We start from the raw sequence: 19,382 nt of genomic DNA, 5'->3' as shown, positions 1-19,382 counted from the left end.
CAAATATACGCCTCGGCGCATACCACCGGCACTTTCTGTCCTGACCGTTTCTATTCACGCGCTCATTCGTAGTTGGTGTAACGCGCGAGCGGCGCGGGCGGCGGCGGCGGCGGTGTGTAGCCGTTGACGCCGGCACGGAACGCCGCGGTCAGACCATTATCGACGTTCGACAGGCCCTTGAACGTCATTTGAGCCAGCACTCGGGTACCAGCGCTGTTACTGCCCGTGCTATTGACACCGTTTGCGTAACGCTGCACGCCGAGGCCGAGCGTCCAGCAGTCGGCATCGTACTGGAAGCCCAGCAGCCCGTCGACGAGACGATGGCTCGCCAGATCGTAGTTCACCCGGCCGACGCTATAAATGTGTCGCGTGATCGGCCATTGTGCCGAGACCAGGATCTGGTTGATCGGCTGGGTGGACAACGTGGTTTCGTTCGCCCGCGTGTACCGGTAGCCAATATTGATGACCTTGCGCGCTTCGGGACTGAAGCCGAAACCAATGCTCGAGCGCACGAGCTGGTTGTTGTCGGCATTATATTGGAACGCAGTTTCCTGCGAAAAACCCGCGCCCAGCTTGAACGACGCACCCACGATCAGGTCCGAGTGCTTCGCCTGATCCAGCGACTGGCCTTCCGCAATCGTCACGCGCTGCGGCTGGAAATAATACTGCTGCGCGATCACAAAACGCGCACGTTCGTCGCCCGTTGCCGGGTTGATGAAACGCGAAGTCAGGCCGACCGTGAGACGGTTTGCATCCGCGATGCGGTCATTACCCGCGTAAGTGTTCGGCGTGTAGATTTCGGCAAGGCTGAAGTCGGCCTCGCCGGTATCGAAGACAGGCGCGAACTCCTGGTTCCGATACGGCGTGTACACGTAGTACAGCCGCGGTTCCAGCGTCTGGATGTAGTCCTGCCCAAACACCGTGACCGAGCGATCGAATACCAGGCCCGTGTCGAAGCTGACAGTGGGGATGGATTCCGTCAGGCTCTTCGGCTGGCCCACGGGCGTCCCGGAAGCCGTGCTGCCAAGCTGGCTCAGGTTATACGACGCCAGATGGTACTGGACCTTTGGCGTGACGAAATAACCCGGGCCCGTGACGCTGTAGCTCAAGTACGGGTTGAAGACCGCGCGCTGGCCCTTCGTTGCATCGTCGACGGTGGTAGTGAAGCGCGTGTAATCCATCTCCGCGCCGTAGTCGAAACCGCCTACGTTGTACTTGTTGTACAGCACGTTCAACTGCGGCTCGCGCGCATACGGCGCCACGGCCGGCGGCAGGGTCTGCCAGCGCTGCTCGCGGGCGATGATGGACCACGGGCCATTGTTGTAGGTCAACCCGGCTTCCTGCTGATACAGCACTTGCGTGCCGTTCAGGAACTGGTTCGCGGCGTTGCCCAGGTCTTCCGGATACTGGCTGTCCGAGACCTTGTTGTAGTTGATGTAACCCGCGAATCCGCCGCCGAAATTCTGCTGATGCTGAATGTAGATCGCATAACGGTTCGTATGCGTCTGCATGTCGTTCGGCAGGAATTCCCCGGTGATCGTGCCCGAATACGTAGGCGACAAATACCGGAAGGTCGACTGCAACTGAATCCCGCGCCGCGTCATCAGGCGCGGCGTTACCAGCAGGTCGCGGTTCGGCGCGATGTTGAAGTAATACGGCAGCGAGACTTCAAAACCGGTCGTCGAATTCAGCGATACCGTAGGCGGCAAGATCCCGCTGCGGCGTTCGCCGGTCAGCGGAAACGACATCCACGGGCTCGCGAACACCGGCACGCCCTGGAAGAACAACACGCCGTTATGGGCCACGCCTTCGTTCGCGCCGGTATCGAAGTCAAACGACGTGCCCTTGATGTACCACGCCGGGTCCGTCTCGCACGAACACGCCGTGTAAGTGCCGTGGTCCACGCGGGTCTGCTCGTTGTCGATCAGGTCCGCTCGCGCAGCGCTGCCCGAGCCGTTCGACAAGTTGAAGCGATACTTCGGGTTCGTCATGTAACCCTCGTTCGCCTCCACCTTCAAGTGCGCTTCCGGGCCAATGAACGTATTGCCGTTGTTGAAGATCCTGACATTGCCGTAAGCATCGGCCATGTCGGTGTCCTGGTCGTAATGCAGCGCATCGGACTTGATCACCGACGTGTTGCGGCGCAGCTCCGCGGCTCCCTTCGCCGCCATGTCCTGGTCAGCCGTGCCTGAAGTGCGGTTGCCCAGTACGAACGTGGCAGGCTGATCGCCTTGCCGCAGCGGGCGTTCTTCGAGCTGGGGAGCGAGACGCAGGCTCCACGGGTCCCCGAGCGGCTGAGTGTCTGCTGCCGCGCCCGATAGCTGCGCGTTGGCAAGCGCCGGCATGAGGCCAGGCACCGCGATCAGCGCTGCGAACAGCCGCCGCCTGCGTGGCCGCTGATCACGCGACTCGCGCGATAAAACTTGTTTGGAAAGCTGTCGTGGCGGCATGTTTGAGTGCTGTTCAATCGCGTCACGCTCGGCGCTCGACGCCCGGGACGTGAGCACCCGGGCACAGCCACCGGAACTCGCGCCACCGGAGTACGGTTCGCTGCGAACGAAAATGAATCGATCGATGGATGGTTCGGGCGGTAACTCCTGACCTGCAAAAAGCCGCTAAGGCTTGCTGCAGGCCGGGGCGCCGGACGTTACACGCGATGCAAACGGAATGCTTAAAAAAGTCGTGGGGTATTATATGGCAAGACGTTTCACCCCTAGAATTTATGACGCCCCAAACCCCTGATTTTCGCCTTACACAGCTTCACGACTGGCTGCAAACCGTGGCCGAGCGGTACGCACTGGATCTTGCCACGCTTGCTCCTGCTTCCACCGACGCCAGTTTCCGCCGCTATTTCCGGCTGGCCGCGCAAAGCGAGTTCGGCAACACGCTGATTGCCGTCGATGCCCCGCCGCCCGAAAAGTGCCGCGAGTTTGTCCAGGTGGCAGGCTTGCTGCGCGACGCGGGCGTGCATGTTCCGCACATCCTCGAAACCGATCTTAATGCCGGCTTCATGCTCGTCACGGATCTGGGCACCACGACCTACCTCTCCGTGCTCGACGAAAAAAACGCCCGGCCGTTGATGCGCGCGGCTATAGATTCATTGATCAAGTTCCAGGTGACATCGCGGGAAGGCGTCTTGCCCGCTTTCGACGAAGCGTTCTTGCGCCGCGAAATGGAACTGATGCCCGAGTGGTTCGTCGCGAAGCATCTTGGCCACACGCTGGAAACCGCCGAGCGCAAGGTGCTCGACGACACGTTCAACGTCCTCGTGCAAAGCGCGCTGGCGCAACCGCAGGTCTTCATGCTGCGCGACTTCATGCCGCGCAACCTGATGGTGGCCGATCCCAATCCCGGCGTACTCGACTTCCAGGACGCGGTGTATGGGCCGCTCAGCTATGACATTGCCTCGCTGTTGCGCGATGCGTTCATAAGCTGGGAAGAAGAGTTCGAGCTCGACTGCTTCGTCTACTACTGGGAAGGCGCGCGCAAAGCCGGCTTGCCCGTCGATGCCGATTTCGGCGAGTTCTACCGGCAGATCGAGTGGATGGGATTGCAGCGCCATATCAAGGTGCTGGGACTGTTCGCGCGGATTTATCATCGCGATGGCAAGCCGCAGTATCTGGCTGATTTGCCGAGGTTTATCGGCTATGCACGCAAGGTGTCCGAGCGCTACAGGCCGTTGCGGCCGTTTGCGCGCCTGCTCGATACGCTCGAAGGCCGCGCCGTGGATGTGGGATATACGTTTTGAGCGCCGTGAATACGTTGACCAAGGCCATGATTTTTGCCGCAGGCCGCGGCGAGCGCATGCGTCCAATGACGGATTCGTGTCCCAAGCCGCTGCTGAAAGTCGGCGGCAAGGCGCTGATTGTCTGGCAGATCGAACGGCTGGCGGCGGCGGGGTTTGAAGTCATCGTGATCAATCACGCGTGGCTCGGGCGCATGCTTCAATCGAATCTTGGCAACGGTTCGCGTTGGGGCGTCGAGATTCGTTACTCGCACGAAATGCACGCGCTGGAGACGGCTGGCGGGATTGGCAAGGCTTTGCCGCTGCTGGAAACGCAAGGCGAGCCGGCGATATTCCTGGCGGTGAGCGGCGACGTTTTCTGCGATTTCGACTACGCGAGCTTGCGCACGCGTGTCCCGTCGATGGCGCTCGCATCCGAGCCGGCGATGCATCTGGTCATGGTGACGAATCCCCCGTTTCATAAGCTCGGTGACTTTGCGCTCGAGCCCAACGGCACGCTTTCGCTCGACGGCCCGGCACGCTTCACGTTCGGCAATATCGGTTTGTACGATACCCGCATGTTTCGCGATCTCGCGCCAGGAACACGGCGTGCATTGACGCCGTATTACCAGGAGACGGTCAAGGCGGGGCGGGCAACCGGCGAGCTTTATGAAGGACAGTGGGAGAACGTAGGAACCGTGGCGCAGCTCGAGGCGCTGGATCGGGCGCTGCGGGGCAAGTAGGTGCTGGTCGCTACGCCGCTGTCCAGGGATCGATAACTGGAACTCCGGTTGCCTCAAAGTCCTTGCCGTTTCGCGTGGCAAGTACTGCATCGCGGCTATGACAGATCGCGGCAATTTGCGCATCGGCGGAACTGATCGGCCGGCCTTGCGCTTCGCGTTCCGCTACGAGGATCGCGTAGCAGCGCGCGGCAGCTTCGTCGAAGGCTAGCACCCTGCCAGCCAGCTCACCGTCGAGCATCGATTCTATTGCGCCACGCAGCGCGGTTTTGCGTTTGCCGTGCGCGAGCCGCGCAACGCCGTACAGCAATTCCGAGACCGTAATGGATGTGATGTGCAGCTCGTGCGCGTATTGAGAATCGAGCCAGGTGAGCACGTTTTCGTCGGGGTTGGCGCGCATGATTTCCGACAAGACGTTTGTGTCCAGCACAATCATTCCGGAAACTCAGCTGCCCGCGGCTGGCCCGATCGTTCCGGCAACGTCAGGCCCTTGTCCGCAAGGCCTGCAAAACGTTGGTGAACGCGGCTGCCGAAACCGGTCGCGTTGGCGGTTCCGGCCAATGCGTTCTGCAAAATCACTCGCACTTCTTCTTCCATGGAGCGGCCGTGCCGAGCAGCTTCAACCCGAAGAAGAGCCTTGATTTGGTCATCGAGATTGCGAATTGTCAGTGTTGCCATTCAAAACTCCGCATGCTGTCATTGACTGCAATGCTAGCATAAAGCGAATGGTATGGCGGCAGTGCGGGATTCCGTGCCGTGCACGAATCCGGCGCCTGGTTCGCAAATGTTAAAATCCCTCCTTCCCTTTCGCTTTATTCTCCGCGGCCCCACCATGTCCGATATCCATCCCGATACCCTCTTCGCGCTCACCGCGCTGTCGCCGCTCGACGGCCGTTATGCCGCCAAAACCGAAGCGCTGCGGGAATGGCTGTCCGAATACGCGTTCATGAAACATCGCGTGAAGGTCGAGATTCACTGGCTGATCGCGCTGTCGCAAGCCGGATTCGACGAAGTGCCTGCGTTCTCCTCCGAGTCCGAAGACTTCCTGCTGCAGCTCGCCGAGCGCTTTACCGCGCACGATGCCGCGCGCATCAAGGACATCGAAAAGGTCACGAACCACGACGTGAAAGCCGTCGAGTACTGGCTAAAGGAATCCGTGAAGGGCCAGCTGGAACTCGAGCGCGCAAGCGAATTCATCCACTTTGCGTGCACGTCGGAAGATATCAACAACACGTCGCACGGCATGATGATCGCGGGCGCTCGCGAACACGTCCTGCTGCCGGCACTGCGCTCGGTGCACGACCGGCTGATCAAGCTCGCTCACGCCAACGCCGCGCAACCCATGCTCTCGCGCACGCATGGCCAGCCCGCGAGCCCGACCACGCTCGGCAAGGAAATGGCGAACGTGGCAGCGCGGTTGCAGAATGCTATCGAGCGGATTGCAGAAGTGCCGGTGCTTGCCAAGATGAACGGCGCGGTCGGCAACTTCAACGCGCATCTGTCGGCGTATCCGGATTTCGACTGGGAAGAATTCGCGGAAGGCGTGATCGAGGACCGGCTGCAACTCACGTTCAATCCGTACACCATCCAGATCGAGCCGCACGATTACATGGCCGAACTGTTCGATGCCATCTCGCGCGCCAATACGATCCTGCTCGACCTCGATCGCGACGTCTGGGGCTACATCTCGGTGGGCTATTTCAAGCAGCGGCTCAAGGCGGGAGAGATCGGGTCATCGACCATGCCGCACAAGGTCAATCCCATCGACTTCGAAAATTCCGAGGGCAATCTGGGCCTCGCCAACGCCATGCTGCGCCATCTCGCCGATAAACTCCCCATCTCACGCTGGCAGCGCGACCTGACGGATTCCACTGTGTTGCGCAACATCGGTGTGGCGTTTGGCTATTCGCTGCTTTCGTACGATTCGCTGGTACGCGGACTCGACAAGCTCGAAGTCAACGCGGCGCGGCTGAACGAAGATCTGGATAACTGCTGGGAAGTGCTGGCGGAACCGGTGCAAACGGTGATGCGCCGTTATGGCGTAGCCAATCCATACGAACAACTGAAGGAACTGACGCGCGGCAAGGGCATTACGCGCGAAGGCTTGCAGACGTTTATCAATGGACTCGCGATTCCTGATGACGCGAAGAAGCTGTTGCTGGACATGACGCCGGCGTCATACGTGGGGAAAGCGGTGGAGCTGGCCAAGCGGATCGCCTGAAAACGGCGTCGCTCCCGGTCAAATTACTTCACCAAGACAAAAAGCCGTTCCAGAAAATCCTGGAACGGCTTTTTTTTACTACCGTGATTGCGTTCAATCAGTCCACGCTCTGCCAACTGGCCAGAGCGTGGACATCTTCAACTTAATGCACCATCACATTCACGTTCTGCTGAACCAGCAGTTCCACGTTCGTGCTCGAGTGCTCGAAGACGTTATACGACACGCCGTCCACTTTCGCCTGGCCGTGGGTGGCCCAATAACCGTCAGCCACGCCCGGAACATGCATGCTGCTGGAGAGATCGACCATGTCGGTGAAGGAGCCCTTCACCATCATCTGCTTGTGGCCGTCACGCATGAACAGATCCATTTCACCCAGGTTCAGCACGTCCGCCGTCGACAGCTTCAACGTGTTCGAACGGCCGCCCAGATCGATCACTTCGATACCCGACAGCTTCGCTGTCGGCGACGTGCCCGTCAGCGAGTTCAAGTCGAGGAACTGATGGTCACCGACCAGGTGCAGCGTATCCGCGGCGCCGGTTTTCGAACCTGCAATATGCGCCGAGAACTGGGAGAAATACTTTGCTGCATCTGCGACGAGGTCAACGGTTTCATTGCCCGCATACTGCCCGAAGAACACGTCATGGTCGCCCACAACGGTGTGCAGGCTCGAATCCGTAATATGGGCAGGCATCGAGGCGTTCGAATCGATTGCCACAACCAGCGGTTCGGACATTTGGCCAAATTGGCCGCTCGGGGTGACCGCTGCCGCGGTAATGGTGTGCATGCCACCGGCCAGAGTTTCAGCTGACGTGTACACCCATGAGCCGTCGTGTCCGGCAACCGGAAGCTCCGGACCGAACCCGCCTTTGTCGTAAGGAGCTGCGGCATTGAACGCCTGCGATGCCATATTGAAGACCGGTTTTGTGTCGATGAATCCGCCAGCTAGCGTGTTATCCATCGGGTATTTCGTTTGATTCGCCATTCTTATAGGACTCCTGTTACTTCAAACACTGCCAGGACGTGAAGCCGTCCGACCGGAGGATCGGTCGCGGGGCTCGTGACGCCCGGCGCAAAGCATGCAGCGGATAGTTTCCAAAACAACTATCCCCATGCACGTGCGGCGATTCTGAATTGCAGTTGTAAGGTTCGACACCGGACAATTCCGAATTGCGCAGTGCAGCAGATGGACAAAAGCGCACAGGGGCATGGACTGTTTCGGCAGCGTGACAATGAAGGCAATGCGCGTTGGTCTGCGTGTGTCCAATTGCAAAGCCTGGTGTTCTTCCACATGGGATTGCGTCAAACTTGGCGCAAAAAACATGTGCTTGCCTCTAAACACACATGGTTCGAACTCAAACGTTGCAAAGGTGAGCAAACCACGCACGTACGAAAACCGCTCCAGCGCGTCTAGGAACGCTTCTTTAAAGGCTGCGTTGGCTCAAGCGACCTGCACGTTCCAATACAACAAAGCGCGCCGGCATCTTCAACGTCAATGCACGATCAACTGCACGCCTCGAACGATCAATTCGGCACGCGTGGCTGAGTGCTCGGATACGCGATACATCACGCCGTCCACTTGCGACTCGACTGGACGTGACCACTCGCCATTGGCGACATTGTCAATGTGCGTGCTGTCCAGATTGAGTGTGTCGGACGCCGAGCCTTTCACCATCATCTGCGTCTTGCCGTCCTGCAGGAACAGGTCGATTTCGCCCAAGTTCAACACGTCCGAAATCGACTTTTCCAGCGCGTTCTTGTCACCGCTCGAATCGATCGCTTCGATGCTCGAAATCTTCGCCGCAGCCGTCTTGCGGCCAACGAGTCAAGTCGAGGATCTGATGCTTGCCGGTCAGAAAAGGCAATCCGCGCACGCCAGAAAGTCTGTAGCCTGAATGTAAGGTGATATACCGGATGCATCCGAGGAGGTTGGCTGGCGAGGAGAGACACGAATGCGCAGGGGCGGGGCGTGCGGGGAAGGACAGCGGCTAGATCCGAGCCGGTCGGTACAAGGTGACGCCGAGGTCGAAACTGCCAAGTTGCGGCATGCTCGTCGCGCGTGAAGTCCTATTCAACGCGCTTTTGGTCGAGCGTCCGAAGACCCGCGGAAGACGTCATCATGACGATGCCCCTCCCTCATTCGATCTTCAATCTTGATCTGACGTCCTCAAGCGTGCGGGTCAGCAGAAGACGCATCGGCTGAAAGGGCTGAGATAGCCAACGCTTGCGCATCGCCGGGATTGGCAGAATACGTATCAGCGGCGTTGCTCACCGCTGCCCCACGGCGCGAGTTGAACACATTCGGTGGAAAAAACGGCACGCCTGGTTCCCCGCTGCCCCCGGACGCGCTCGTGGCCGTGGCCGGCGCAAAAGCGTCGTCCGCGGACATAGGCGCCCCCTCCAACGCCTTCACCGTAACCGCGAAATAGCTTGCAACGCTTCTTACGCCGTAGCCAGTGTCCTGCGTAGCGGAGAGATCGTGAACGCCGTCAAAGAGTGGACTGGAGAGTTGCAGCGTCCAACCGCCCTGTCCATTCGCCGCTGCCACGCCGAGCAAGGCCGTGCCGTCATGCACATCGATAGTCGCGAACGGGTCGGCCCTGCCCGAAATCAGCGGCTTTTCATTTTCGATGACGCCGCCGTTACCCACGCCGTCCACGTCTGTAATCACCGCAAGATAAATCACTTCATGCGCGGAGGCCATTTGTTCGATCCCTTCAGGTGGAAAAACGGTGTGTGAATAACCTGCAAGTCCCGCTAGACAATTCATACGCGGGGTCGTCGCCAATCCATCACCCGGCCAACCGCTGGTCGCACGCCGGTCAAATCGCTAACTTACCCATTCGGCGCAAGCCAATCCACTCGAACCCTGCAATAGAAAATTACGCACTCGCGGTCCATAAAACACGCCTTGCACAGGCGACGTTTCAAAAAGAAGCCGTTCCGGAAGTCAGGAACGGCTCGTTTCATACCTGTGCTTTCACCGGCTCGCCTGTCTCGAGCGCGAGCGAGTGTCCACCGTCAATGTACGACGATCTGCACGCCTTGCTGCACCAGCAAATCGGTATGCGCACCTGCGTACTCGTACACGTTGTACGTGACGCCGCCCGCTTGCGCCGTGCCGTGCTGCTGCCACTCGCCTTCTGCAAGGCCGGCAATGTGCGGGTTCGACAGATCCACCTTGTCGCCATCCATACCGTTCAGCATGATCTGCTGCTTGCCGCCCTTCTGGAACAGATCGGTTTCGCCCTGGTCCAGCACGTCCGTCAACGAGGGCTTCAACGTGTTCGCAGTACCGCCCAGCTCACTTACGTCCATACCCGAGACCTTCACCGCCGCAATCTTTTCGGATAACAAAACAAAATCCACAAGCTGATGATCGCTCGTCGAGTGTTGCGTGCCGGCTGCCATACCGTGGCCTCCGTCAATATGCTCGGCCAATTGCGTTGAGTACGCTGCCGGCTTCGCTACGAGGTCCACCGCGTCATGGCCGCTGACTGCGCCATTCGCGTTGCTCACGCCTGAAGCCATGTGCTGCCCCTGGGTCAGCACACCTTGATCCTGCGCAACAACATGGGTGTCGCCGGCCAGGCTTAACGCCCGCACGCCTTGCAGACCGCTTGCAGTTTCGCTGGTGATCGTGCTGGCAGCCTCGGATAAACCGCTGACTTCGTGCGCGGTAGCCGCAACAGCCACGGGCGCCGCCACCACAATGCGCGCGGGTTCCGATGAAGCACCCCAGTTGCCCGCGGAATCGACTGCGATTGCGAAGAAGGAATGCACCGCATTCTTGAGGTCGATGCCAGGAGTGAGCGACCACGTACCGTCGGTTCCAACTACGGCAGTACCCAGCAGCCTTACGCCGTCATAGACATTCACGGTTGTTCCAACGTCAGCGAAGCCCGCGATCACTGGCCTTGCGCTGTTTTCAGTACCCCCGTTGGAAACACCACCGACAGATGTCACAACCGCTTGTGAGGGACTTGTTGTTTGAATTGTCATTACTTTCGCCTTTTGGTGCGGATAGATCGGTGATCGGAACGCCTTGCGCCCAAGGAAGGCGGGCGCCGATCGACACAAAACACATTCCCGAAGGGCGTGAATTGCGCCTTCCGAAAATGCAGCCGGAGCATGAACATTGGCTTTCGATCCAGATATACGAAATGTCTTAAAGGCGGCGACCTGCGGCAGTTTAGTAAGCAAATACTTATTTTGAGGATCTTCAGTTTCGACTGCCACGCACACGGCAAAAAGCCGTTCCAAAATGACCTGGAACGGCTCGTATTACACCCTTTGATTTCACCGGCTCAGCTACCCCAAGCCTGAGCCGGCGTTCAGCTTCAATGCACGACGATCTGCACGCCTTGCTGAACCAGCAACTCGGTATGCGCACCCGAGTGCTCGTACACGTTGTACGTCACGCCGCCCACCTGCGTAGTGCCATGCTGCTCCCACTCGCCTTCCGCCAAACCGGCAATGTGCGAGTTCGACAGATCCACCTTGTCGCCGTCCGAGCCGTTCACCATCATCTGCTTCTTGCCGTCCTTCTGGAACAGGTCGGTTTCGCCCAGATTCAGCACGTCCGTCAACGAGAGCTTCAACGTGTTCGCATACCCGCCAGGTTCGTTTCCTTCACCGTGATGGCATGCGGAACAGTCGGGGTCAGGTAGTCCGCGCCTGGGCTGTACGACCAGGTGCCGTTCGGATTGACCGTCACGCTGCCAATCTCGTTGCCGTTATCCAGAATATGGATAACGTCACCATTCGTGCCGTTGCCGCTGATGGTCGGATGACCGTCGGGCATCGTACCGCCATCCGGCACATTCGCGCCGTTGTCCGTGACGGTCGGCGCTGCAGGCGTTGCGGGATTGCCGGTGAGGACCGTCACATGGAACGGATCCGATATGTTTCCGGTGTTGCCAGCCGGGTTCGTTTCGGTCGCCGTAATCGTATGCGTGGCGTTCGACAATGCACTCATTGGCTTGATGGACCAGTTGCCGTTTGTATCGACAGTGCCCGAGCCGAGCAGCGTCGTACCTTCCCACAGCTTGACGGTGTCACCCGCCTTGCCCGTGCCGTTGAAGAACGGTAGTGCGTCATCGGTCACGCCGTTATCAGGGACCGTTCCCTTGACCGGACCCACTGCGTCGGTGGCGCTAATGATGGCCGGAGTCGTAGCGGGGCTTGTGTCCACCGTGAACGGGAATGGAGCCGAAGGATCGCTCGACGTACCGGCCTTGTTCGTGTCGATCACGGTAATGCTGTTGTCCGCCGGCAAGTCCTTGTTCGGCTTGAATGACCACGTGCCGTTGTCGTCTACCGTCACCGAACCAATCGACGATCCGTTGTCCAGGATCGTGATGAGGTCGCCCGCCTTGCCCGTGCCACTGAAGGTCGGTTGCGAATCGTCGGTCGTGCCGCCGGACGGAATCGCGCCTGTGACAGGACCCACATTGTCCGTGATGCTGGAAATTCCGGGCGTGGCCGGCTTGCTGGTGTCCACCGTGAAATTGAGCGGATCAGACGGCGGGCTTTGCGTGCCGGCTGGGTTCGTGTCCGTTGCCGTGATCGAGTGCGGATCGTCCGACAGCGCGTTCGTCGGCTTGATCGACCAATTGCCGTCCTTGTCAACCGTGCCGGAGCCGATCAGGGTCGTGCCGTTGTCGTACAGCTTGATGATGTCGCCAGCCTTGCCCGAACCGTTGAAGGTCGGCTCTGCGTCGTCGGTTGTGCCGTTGTTCGGGATTGCACCCGTGATGGTGCCAACCCCGTCGATCGCGTCGGAAATTGTCGGCGCCACCGGCGCACCCGTGAGGACCGTGAACGCAAACGGAGTCGACGGATCGCTTGTCACACCGGCCGCGTTTGTGTCCGTAGCTGTCAACGAATGAGGGCCATTGGCCAGGTCGGTGGGTTTGATCGACCACTTGCCGTTTTCGTCGACCCGGGCCGAGCCGACCACCGTCGTGCCGTCCAGCAGCGTGATCAGGTCGCCTGCCTTGCCTGAGCCCGATACCACCGGATGCGTGTCGTCCGTGGTCGAGCCGGCCACGATCGGACCCGTCACCAGACCCTCGTTGTCCTGAACGTTGTTGATCGCCGGGGGCTGCGGTTTGGCCGTGTCGACTTTGATATCGATCGGCTCCGACGGCTTGCTCGAATTGCCTGCGGCGTTCGTTTCATCAGCGGTGATCTTGTGATCGCCGTCGGGCAGATCGTTAGTCGGCTTGATTTTCCAGTCGCCGTTGTCGTCTACCTTTGCACTGCCGATGGGCGTGTCGCCGTCATACAGCGTGACCGTGTCTCCCGGGTCACCCTTGCCGCTGAATTCCGGCTTCGGGTCATCGGTCGTGCCGCCCGATGGAATCGCGCCCGTGACGGGGCCGACGTTGTCCGTCGCGCCGTTGATCACCGGCGTTGACGGAGTTGTTGTGTCGACCGTGAACTCGAGCGGCTCAGACGGCCTACTCGTGTTGCCCGCAGCGTTCGTTTCATCAGCGGTGATCTTGTGGTCGCCATCGGGCAGATCGTTGACCGGTTTGATCTTCCAGTCGCCGTTGTCGTCCACCTTGGCGCTGCCAATGGGCGTGCCGCCGTCATACAGCGTGACCGTGTCGCCCGGGTCGCCCTTGCCGCTGAACTCCGGCTTCGGGTCATCGGTCGTGCCGCCCGAAGGGATCGGACCCGTGACGGGGCCGACGTTGTCCGTCGCGCCGCTGATCTCCGGCGTGCTGGGCTTGGTCGTGTCGACCGTGAACTCGATCGGCTCCGACGGCTTGCTCGAATTGCCTGCGGCGTTCGTTTCATCAGCGGTGATCTTGTGATCGCCGTCGGGCAGGTTGTTGATCGGCTTGATCTTCCAGTCGCCGTTGTCGTCTACCTTGGCGCTGCCAATGGGCGTGTCGCCGTCATACAGCGTGACCGTGTCGCCCGGGTCGCCCTTGCCGCTGAATTCAGGCTTCGGGTCATCGGTCGTGCCGCCAGCGGGGATGGAACCCGTGATCGAGCCGACATTATCAGTCGCGCCGTTGATGACCGGCGTCGACGGAGTTACGGTGTCGACCGTGAACGGAATAGGCGAGGTCGGACCGCTTTCGCCGGTTGCGTTCGACTCCGTCACGTGGACGTCGTGCGCGCCATCGCTCAGGGCGTCCTTGGGCTGGACTGTCCACTTGCCAGCGGGGTCGACCGTCGCCGAACCGATGACCTTGTCGCCGTCATACAGCTTGATGATGTCGCCCGCGGTACCCGTGCCACTCATGGCCGGCTTCGAATCGTCAGTGGTGGTGCCGGCCGTGATCGGACCCGTAACCGGACCTACGTTGTCGGTGAAACTATCGACAACCGGCGGGTTCGGCACTTGTGCGCCGCCGGGCAGCGTAACTGCAAACTGCGCGGAGGTCGCACCCCACACGTCGCCGTCCATGGAAACGGCGGTGAACGTGTGCTTGCCTGCTTTAACCGTAAGCGAATCAGGCACGGTGAAGGACCACGTGCCGTCCGTGCCGACATCCGCGGTACCGATCAGCTTGACGCCGTCATAAACATTGACTTTGGTACCGGCATCGGCCTTACCCGTAATGACTGGATGATTATTATCTGCCGTACCACCGCTCTGTGCTGACCCGACTGACGTAATGATTGCCTGGGACGGTGCTGTGGATTGAATCGCCATTTCTATAACCCTGTTTTACTAAGAAATCGATGGGACGGAAATCCTTTCGCAAGACGAACGATTCGTGCCGGCCCGACCAAAAACGCACGGGAGCAGCCGTTACCCGGACGACCCCCAACGTGATTCGCGATCTTGAGTAACGATCACGCGCGCACACACACGGGACCTGCCCTTGAATGCAACAAGGAGCATTTCCTGGATACGACAACGCCCCGCCCGCACTGTCCTGTACTGGATTGATGAGGTGATGAGGGCGCCAAGCGGGCAGACTATGAAGGCGGTCAAACGCAATGCCGGCGAGCGCTTTACGGTATAGAAAAGCAAAAGACCGGTCCAGCGCGGCGCTGAAACGGTCTTTTTCTGAGGTGTGGAAACGAATTATCGATTCAAACCGGGATTGTTGAGATTTTTTTGATTTCTATCCCGACGCGCTGAAGTTCGCTCCGATCCAACTTAGCGATCCTTAACTTCACTTAATACTTTGCTGACAATCTCTTCGGGCGTCAGTGCGATATCCGCTTCAATGGCTTCATCTGTTCCGGGCGGTTCCAGCGTGTCAAGCTGGCTTTGCAATAAAGCCGGATCGAAGAAATGGCCTTTACGCGTTTTAATCCGTTCTTTCAGCAACTCCGGCGTTCCCTTCAGGTAAACAAAAGTCACGTCCTGATTGCCGTTGCGAAGAATGTCGCGGTACACGCGCTTGAGCGCCGAGCATGCATACACTTCGGTCGAACCCGCCGCCTGTTTTTCTTCTATCGATGCACGGATCGCCTTCAGCCACGGCCACCGGTCATCGTCCGTCAAGGGGATGCCCTTGTGCATCTTGTCCTTGTTCGCCTGGCTATGAAAACTGTCGGCGTCCGCGAAACCGCAGCCCAGCCGCTCTGCCAGCATTTCACCAATCGTGGTCTTGCCGCAGCCCGACACACCCATCGCGATCAATATCATCTGATTCTCCTTACACGACCGACGCCAAAGCGAAGGTCAGACCCAAACCCATCACTGAAATGATCGTCTCGCAGAGCGACCACGTCTTGAACGTCTGCCCGACCGTCATGCCGAAATACTCCTTCACCAGCCAGAAACCGCCGTCGTTCACGTGCGAAAAAATCAACGATCCGCAACCCGTGGCGAGCACGAGCAATTCCGGGCTCACGGCGCCGCCGGCCGCCGCGGCGATCGGCGCGACGATCCCGCAAGCGGTCGTCATGGCGACAGTTGCAGAACCAGTCGCAAGACGAATCAGCGCCGCGACAAACCAGCCGAGCAGCAACGGCGACAAGTGCGCAGCCGATGCCTGGTGCACCAGTTCCGTGGAAATCCCGCTTTCGCGCAGCACATTGCCGAAGCCGCCGCCCGCGCCCACGATCAGCGTGATGCCGGCAATCGGCGCAAGACAGTCGCCGCAGAACTTCTGGATCTGCTCGCGATTGAATCCACGCGATGCACCAAAACTCCAGAAGCTGAACAGCACGGCAACCAGCAACGCCACGTCCGACGTACCCACGAACTTCAGCAGGTTGTTCGGCAGGCTCTTCGGCGTGGTGACTAGGTCCGCCCAACTGCCGATCAGCATCAGGATCACCGGCAACAAGATGGTGAACAGCGTGATGCCGAACCCGGGCAGCTCGCGCACTTCGCCTTCCTTGCGGTTATCGATGAATTGCGCCGCCAGCGGATTGTTTTCCGGCAACTTGATGTATTTTGAAACGAGCAGAGCAAACAGCGGACCCGCAACCACGGCAGTCGGCACACCTACGATCAGGCCATAAGCAATCGTGCGGCCAATGTCCGCGTGATACGCCTGCACCGCGAGCAACGCGGCCGGGTGCGGCGGGATCAGGCCGTGAACCACGGAAAGACCGGCGACCATCGGCATGCCGATCAGCAGCAGCGACTTCCCGGTGCGTTTCGCGACGTTGAAGGCAATCGGAATCAGCAGCACGAAGCCGACTTCAAAGAACACCGGCAAGCCGACGATGATCGCCACGACCATCATCGCCCAGTGGATGTGTTTTTCGCCAAACCAGTTGATGAGCGTATTCGCAATGCGCTCTGCCCCGCCGGATTCGGCCATCATCTTGCCAAGCATGGTGCCGAGGCCGACCACGATGGCAATGTGTCCCAGCGTGTTGCCGTTGCCGGTCTCGAACGCCTTGACGATCTTGTCCATGGGCATGCCGACGGCCAGACCCAGCAACAACGAAACGATGATCAGGACGAGGAACGGGTAAACCTTGTACCGCGTGATCATCAAGATCAGCAACGCAATTGCAATCACTGCGTACACCAGCAACATGCTGCCCTGTACTGGCTCCATTAAGCGCCTCCCAAGTATGTGACGTTTTTTATGCCGCGAACCGGATGCGCCCGGGGGCGGCATGCGCAGTCGAGATTGAACCACCGGGATTTTACTTGCAGCCCGGGAAACACGCGCGCGATGTGTGTCCAAAAGTGAAAAAGCCCCGGCGGGATGAGCGCAGGGGCTTGTTTGCGGCGTTGCTTTTTAGCGTTGCGGCGGCGCCAGTGTGCTTGCCGCCCTGGCGAGGCGCGTGACCTCTTCCCAGTTCTGCGCAGCGAGCGCGGCTTTCGGCGTCAGCCACGATCCACCGACACACACCACGTTCGGCAACGCCAGGAAACTCGGCGCGGTTTCGGCAGTGATGCCGCCGGTCGGGCAGAACCTGAGCGTCGGGAACGGGCCGTTGAGGGCTTGCAACATAGACACACCGCCCGCCTGCTGCGCCGGAAACAGCTTCACGATCTCGTAGCCGAGTTCCATGGCCGTGATGATGTCGGTCGGCGTCATCACGCCCGGCAGCAACGGCAGGCCGCAATCGAGCGCCGCCTGGTGAATGTCCTTTGTCAACCCCGGCGATACACCGAACTGCGCGCCCGCTTTCTTCGCCTGCGCGCAATGTTCCGGTTTTGTGATGGTGCCGACACCGACTACGATGTCATCGGCCAGGTGACTGGCGCGTTCGATCGCCTCGAGCCCTGCGGCCGTGCGCAGCGTGATCTCGAGCACCTTGACGCCGCCTGCGTGCAGCGCGCGGGAGACGTTTTCACCTTGCTCGGCCGATTCGAAGGCGAGGACCGGGATCACCGGCCCAAGGCGCACGATTTCGCTTACCTGTTTCATTTGCTGCTCCTTATAGAGAGTCTCTCAGGCTCTGTGCTGTTCGCCGACCATCGGGCCGAATACTGATGCGCCCAGCTCAGCCGGCATGGCTGCATTGCGAAACACACCGAACAGCTCGCGCCCGAAACCGACTTCGTTACCCGCTTGATGTTTCGGCTGCTCGACTTCGCGCGCAGCCCATTCCTTTTCGTCCAGTTCGACGTCCAGCACGCCCTTGTTTGCGTCGATGACAATCATGTCACCCGTGCGCACCTTGCCTATCGGCCCGTGCAGCAACGCTTCCGGCGATATATGGATGACAGCGGGCACCTTGCCCGACGCGCCCGACATGCGCCCGTCCGTCACCAGCGCGACGTGGAAGCCCTGATCCTGCAACACGCCGAGAAGCGGCGTCAACCGGTGCAACTCCGGCATGCCGTTCGCCCGTGCACCCTGGAACCGCACGATGGCCACGAAATCGCGCTTGAGTTCGCCGTTATCGAACGCTTCCTGCACTTGTTCCTGCGACTCGAACACGATCGCGGGCGCTTTCACATGACGATGCGCGTCGGCCACCGCCGAGATCTTGATCACGCCACGGCCAAGCTTGCCCTGCATCAGGCGCAGCCCGCCGTCAGGCGCGAAGGGCTCCTTGTGGCTGCGTAGCACTTTGGTGTCGTGGCTGGTTTCGGTGCCTTCGACCCATTGCAGTTTTCCGTCGATGAGTTTCGGTTCGCGCGTGTAGTGCTTCAGGCCCTCGCCCGCGACGGTCTTGACGTCTTCGTGCAGCAGCCCCGCGCTGAGCAGGTCGCGCACCAGATACGCAACGCCGCCGGCCGCGTGGAAATGGTTCACGTCGGCCTTGCCGTTCGGATAGATCCGGGCGACGAGCGGCACGGCTTGCGAGAGTTCATCGAAATCATTCCAGTCGATGACAATCCCCGCCGCACGCGCAATTGCGACCAGATGCAGCGTGTGGTTGGTCGAGCCGCCCGTTGCCAGCAGCGCGACGATCCCGTTCACGATGGATTTTTCATCGACGACATGACCGACCGGCGTGTATTGCCCGCGATCCACCGTCAACTCAAGCACGCGCTTCGCGGCTTCGGCGGTGAGTGCGTCCCTGAGTGGCGTGTGCGGGTGGATAAACGCCGAACCCGGCAGATGCAGGCCCATGACTTCCATCAGCATCTGGTTGCTGTTGGCCGTGCCATAGAACGTGCATGTGCCGTGGCCGTGATACGCCGCAGCTTCCGCTTCGAGCAATGCGTCGCGATCGCACGCGCCGGTTGCGAATTGCTGGCGGACCTTGGCTTTATCGTCGTTGGTGAGGCCGCTGGTCATTGGACCAGCGGGCACGAAAATGGTCGGCAGATGGCCGAATTGCAGCGCACCGATCAGCAAGCCGGGCACGATCTTATCGCAGATGCCGAGGCACAACGCGGCATCGAACATATTGTGGGTGAGCGCCACCGCCGTGCTCATGGCGATCACTTCGCGCGAAAACAGCGAAAGCTCCATGCCGGCGTTGCCTTGCGTGACGCCGTCGCACATGGCCGGCACGCCGCCGGCGAATTGCGCCACGCCGCCTGCTTCGCGTGCGGCGTGCTTGATGATGTCCGGATAATTCTTGAACGGGGCGTGCGCAGAAAGCATCTCGTTATAAGACGACACAATGCCGATGTTCGGCTCACGAATCGCCTTGATCGAGATTTTCTCCTGCCCCTCCATGCCGGCGAAACCGTGCGCGAGATTGGCGCAGGACAGCGCACCGCGCGCCGGAAAATGGCCTTGGGCGCCATCGATACGCGCCAGATATGCCGCACGCGTCGGCTTGCTGCGCTCGATCACGCGCTGCGTGACCTTGTTGAGATGCGAATGCGGGGAAACCATCGACACTCCTT

At 60.0% G+C, this 19,382-nt stretch carries 16 protein-coding genes; 3 read left to right on the top strand and 13 right to left on the bottom strand.

What is annotated here, in order from left to right; genetic code table 11:
- Positions 1 to 62 precede the first annotated feature (62 nt).
- On the bottom strand, positions 63 to 2,450 hold the full coding sequence (locus AXG89_RS08725) for an LPS-assembly protein LptD (protein WP_062169259.1): 2,388 nt from the start codon (positions 2,448 to 2,450) through the stop codon (positions 63 to 65).
- A gap of 272 nt (positions 2,451 to 2,722) precedes the next feature.
- On the opposite strand from AXG89_RS08725, the gene AXG89_RS08720 reads away from it, so the two are divergent.
- Positions 2,723 to 3,748 carry an aminoglycoside phosphotransferase family protein gene (locus AXG89_RS08720; protein WP_062169257.1) on the top strand — a complete coding sequence of 342 codons (1,026 nt, stop codon included), beginning with the start codon at positions 2,723 to 2,725 and terminating at the stop codon, positions 3,746 to 3,748.
- Positions 3,749 to 3,774: 26 nt separating this feature from the next.
- A complete protein-coding gene (gene murU / locus AXG89_RS08715) occupies positions 3,775 to 4,467 on the top strand; it encodes an N-acetylmuramate alpha-1-phosphate uridylyltransferase MurU (protein ID WP_062170438.1) in 693 nt (230 codons plus the stop codon).
- A gap of 10 nt (positions 4,468 to 4,477) precedes the next feature.
- Here murU and AXG89_RS08710 read toward each other — a convergent pair whose 3' ends face one another.
- Both AXG89_RS08710 and AXG89_RS08705 read right to left on the bottom strand, forming a co-directional pair.
- Positions 4,478 to 4,900, bottom strand: coding sequence for a type II toxin-antitoxin system VapC family toxin (locus AXG89_RS08710; RefSeq protein WP_062169255.1), 423 nt, complete (start codon positions 4,898 to 4,900; stop codon positions 4,478 to 4,480).
- Positions 4,897 to 5,142 (bottom strand): FitA-like ribbon-helix-helix domain-containing protein, encoded by a 246-nt coding sequence (locus AXG89_RS08705; protein WP_062169253.1) that lies wholly within the window; start codon positions 5,140 to 5,142, stop codon positions 4,897 to 4,899. Before AXG89_RS08705 ends, AXG89_RS08710 begins: the two co-directional genes overlap by 4 nt.
- Positions 5,143 to 5,296: 154 nt before the next feature.
- On the opposite strand from AXG89_RS08705, the gene purB reads away from it, so the two are divergent.
- On the top strand, positions 5,297 to 6,685 hold the full coding sequence (gene purB, locus AXG89_RS08700) for an adenylosuccinate lyase (RefSeq protein WP_062169251.1): 1,389 nt from the start codon (positions 5,297 to 5,299) through the stop codon (positions 6,683 to 6,685).
- Positions 6,686 to 6,827: 142 nt separating this feature from the next.
- Here the strand turns inward: purB and AXG89_RS08695 are convergent, their stop codons facing one another.
- The 10 genes from AXG89_RS08695 to edd form a co-directional block, all read right to left on the bottom strand.
- The gene (locus AXG89_RS08695) at positions 6,828 to 7,667 is read right to left on the bottom strand and encodes a hypothetical protein (protein WP_062169249.1); all 840 of its coding nucleotides are present in this window, start codon (positions 7,665 to 7,667) and stop codon (positions 6,828 to 6,830) included.
- A 507-nt stretch (positions 7,668 to 8,174) separates the two neighbouring features.
- A complete protein-coding gene (locus tag AXG89_RS08690; RefSeq protein WP_062169247.1) occupies positions 8,175 to 8,411 on the bottom strand; it encodes a hypothetical protein in 237 nt (78 codons plus the stop codon).
- A 438-nt stretch (positions 8,412 to 8,849) separates the two neighbouring features.
- Complete coding sequence (locus AXG89_RS08685; protein ID WP_062169245.1) at positions 8,850 to 9,386, bottom strand: Ig-like domain-containing protein; 537 nt, start codon at positions 9,384 to 9,386, stop codon at positions 8,850 to 8,852.
- 317 nt (positions 9,387 to 9,703) lie between these two features.
- Complete coding sequence (locus AXG89_RS08680) at positions 9,704 to 10,684, bottom strand: Ig-like domain-containing protein (protein ID WP_236873319.1); 981 nt, start codon at positions 10,682 to 10,684, stop codon at positions 9,704 to 9,706.
- Between the two features lie 338 nt (positions 10,685 to 11,022).
- Positions 11,023 to 11,283: a hypothetical protein gene (locus AXG89_RS08675; protein ID WP_062169241.1), complete on the bottom strand. Its 261-nt coding sequence runs from the start codon at positions 11,281 to 11,283 to the stop codon at positions 11,023 to 11,025.
- On the bottom strand, positions 11,280 to 14,357 hold the full coding sequence (locus AXG89_RS08670; RefSeq protein ID WP_062169239.1) for an Ig-like domain-containing protein: 3,078 nt from the start codon (positions 14,355 to 14,357) through the stop codon (positions 11,280 to 11,282). Before AXG89_RS08670 ends, AXG89_RS08675 begins: the two co-directional genes overlap by 4 nt.
- A 453-nt stretch (positions 14,358 to 14,810) precedes the next feature.
- Positions 14,811 to 15,305, bottom strand: a complete 495-nt coding sequence (locus tag AXG89_RS08665) for a gluconokinase (protein ID WP_062169237.1) — start codon at positions 15,303 to 15,305, stop codon at positions 14,811 to 14,813.
- Positions 15,306 to 15,315: 10 nt separating this feature from the next.
- A complete protein-coding gene (locus AXG89_RS08660; RefSeq protein WP_062169235.1) occupies positions 15,316 to 16,677 on the bottom strand; it encodes a GntP family permease in 1,362 nt (453 codons plus the stop codon).
- 186 nt (positions 16,678 to 16,863) lie between these two features.
- The gene (gene eda / locus AXG89_RS08655; protein WP_061998519.1) at positions 16,864 to 17,499 is read right to left on the bottom strand and encodes a bifunctional 4-hydroxy-2-oxoglutarate aldolase/2-dehydro-3-deoxy-phosphogluconate aldolase; all 636 of its coding nucleotides are present in this window, start codon (positions 17,497 to 17,499) and stop codon (positions 16,864 to 16,866) included.
- Between the two features lie 24 nt (positions 17,500 to 17,523).
- Positions 17,524 to 19,371 carry a phosphogluconate dehydratase gene (gene edd / locus AXG89_RS08650; RefSeq protein ID WP_062169233.1) on the bottom strand — a complete coding sequence of 616 codons (1,848 nt, stop codon included), beginning with the start codon at positions 19,369 to 19,371 and terminating at the stop codon, positions 17,524 to 17,526.
- Positions 19,372 to 19,382 lie beyond the last annotated feature (11 nt).

It is taken from the genome of Burkholderia sp. PAMC 26561, assembly GCF_001557535.2.
Lineage (GTDB): Bacteria > Pseudomonadota > Gammaproteobacteria > Burkholderiales > Burkholderiaceae > Caballeronia.
The sequence above is the reverse complement of the archived record's forward strand: the minus strand, read 5'-3'. Positions and strand labels throughout refer to the sequence as shown.

Excerpts from the sequence above, each read along its gene's own strand:
- AXG89_RS08710 (WP_062169255.1), bottom strand. The coding sequence starts at position 4,900 with ATGATTGTGCTGGACACAAACGTCTTGTCGGAAATCATGCGCGCCAAC.
- purB (WP_062169251.1), top strand. The coding sequence starts at position 5,297 with ATGTCCGATATCCATCCCGATACCCTCTTCGCGCTCACCGCGCTGTCG.
- AXG89_RS08695 (WP_062169249.1), bottom strand. The coding sequence starts at position 7,667 with ATGGCGAATCAAACGAAATACCCGATGGATAACACGCTAGCTGGCGGA.
- AXG89_RS08705 (WP_062169253.1), bottom strand. The coding sequence starts at position 5,142 with ATGGCAACACTGACAATTCGCAATCTCGATGACCAAATCAAGGCTCTT.
- murU (WP_062170438.1), top strand. The coding sequence starts at position 3,775 with ATGATTTTTGCCGCAGGCCGCGGCGAGCGCATGCGTCCAATGACGGAT.
- eda (WP_061998519.1), bottom strand. The coding sequence starts at position 17,499 with ATGAAACAGGTAAGCGAAATCGTGCGCCTTGGGCCGGTGATCCCGGTC.
- edd (WP_062169233.1), bottom strand. The coding sequence starts at position 19,371 with ATGGTTTCCCCGCATTCGCATCTCAACAAGGTCACGCAGCGCGTGATC.
- AXG89_RS08660 (WP_062169235.1), bottom strand. The coding sequence starts at position 16,677 with ATGGAGCCAGTACAGGGCAGCATGTTGCTGGTGTACGCAGTGATTGCA.
- AXG89_RS08680 (WP_236873319.1), bottom strand. The coding sequence starts at position 10,684 with ATGACAATTCAAACAACAAGTCCCTCACAAGCGGTTGTGACATCTGTC.
- AXG89_RS08685 (WP_062169245.1), bottom strand. The coding sequence starts at position 9,386 with ATGGCCTCCGCGCATGAAGTGATTTATCTTGCGGTGATTACAGACGTG.
- AXG89_RS08670 (WP_062169239.1), bottom strand. The coding sequence starts at position 14,357 with ATGGCGATTCAATCCACAGCACCGTCCCAGGCAATCATTACGTCAGTC.
- AXG89_RS08665 (WP_062169237.1), bottom strand. The coding sequence starts at position 15,305 with ATGATATTGATCGCGATGGGTGTGTCGGGCTGCGGCAAGACCACGATT.
- AXG89_RS08725 (WP_062169259.1), bottom strand. The coding sequence starts at position 2,450 with ATGCCGCCACGACAGCTTTCCAAACAAGTTTTATCGCGCGAGTCGCGT.
- AXG89_RS08720 (WP_062169257.1), top strand. The coding sequence starts at position 2,723 with ATGACGCCCCAAACCCCTGATTTTCGCCTTACACAGCTTCACGACTGG.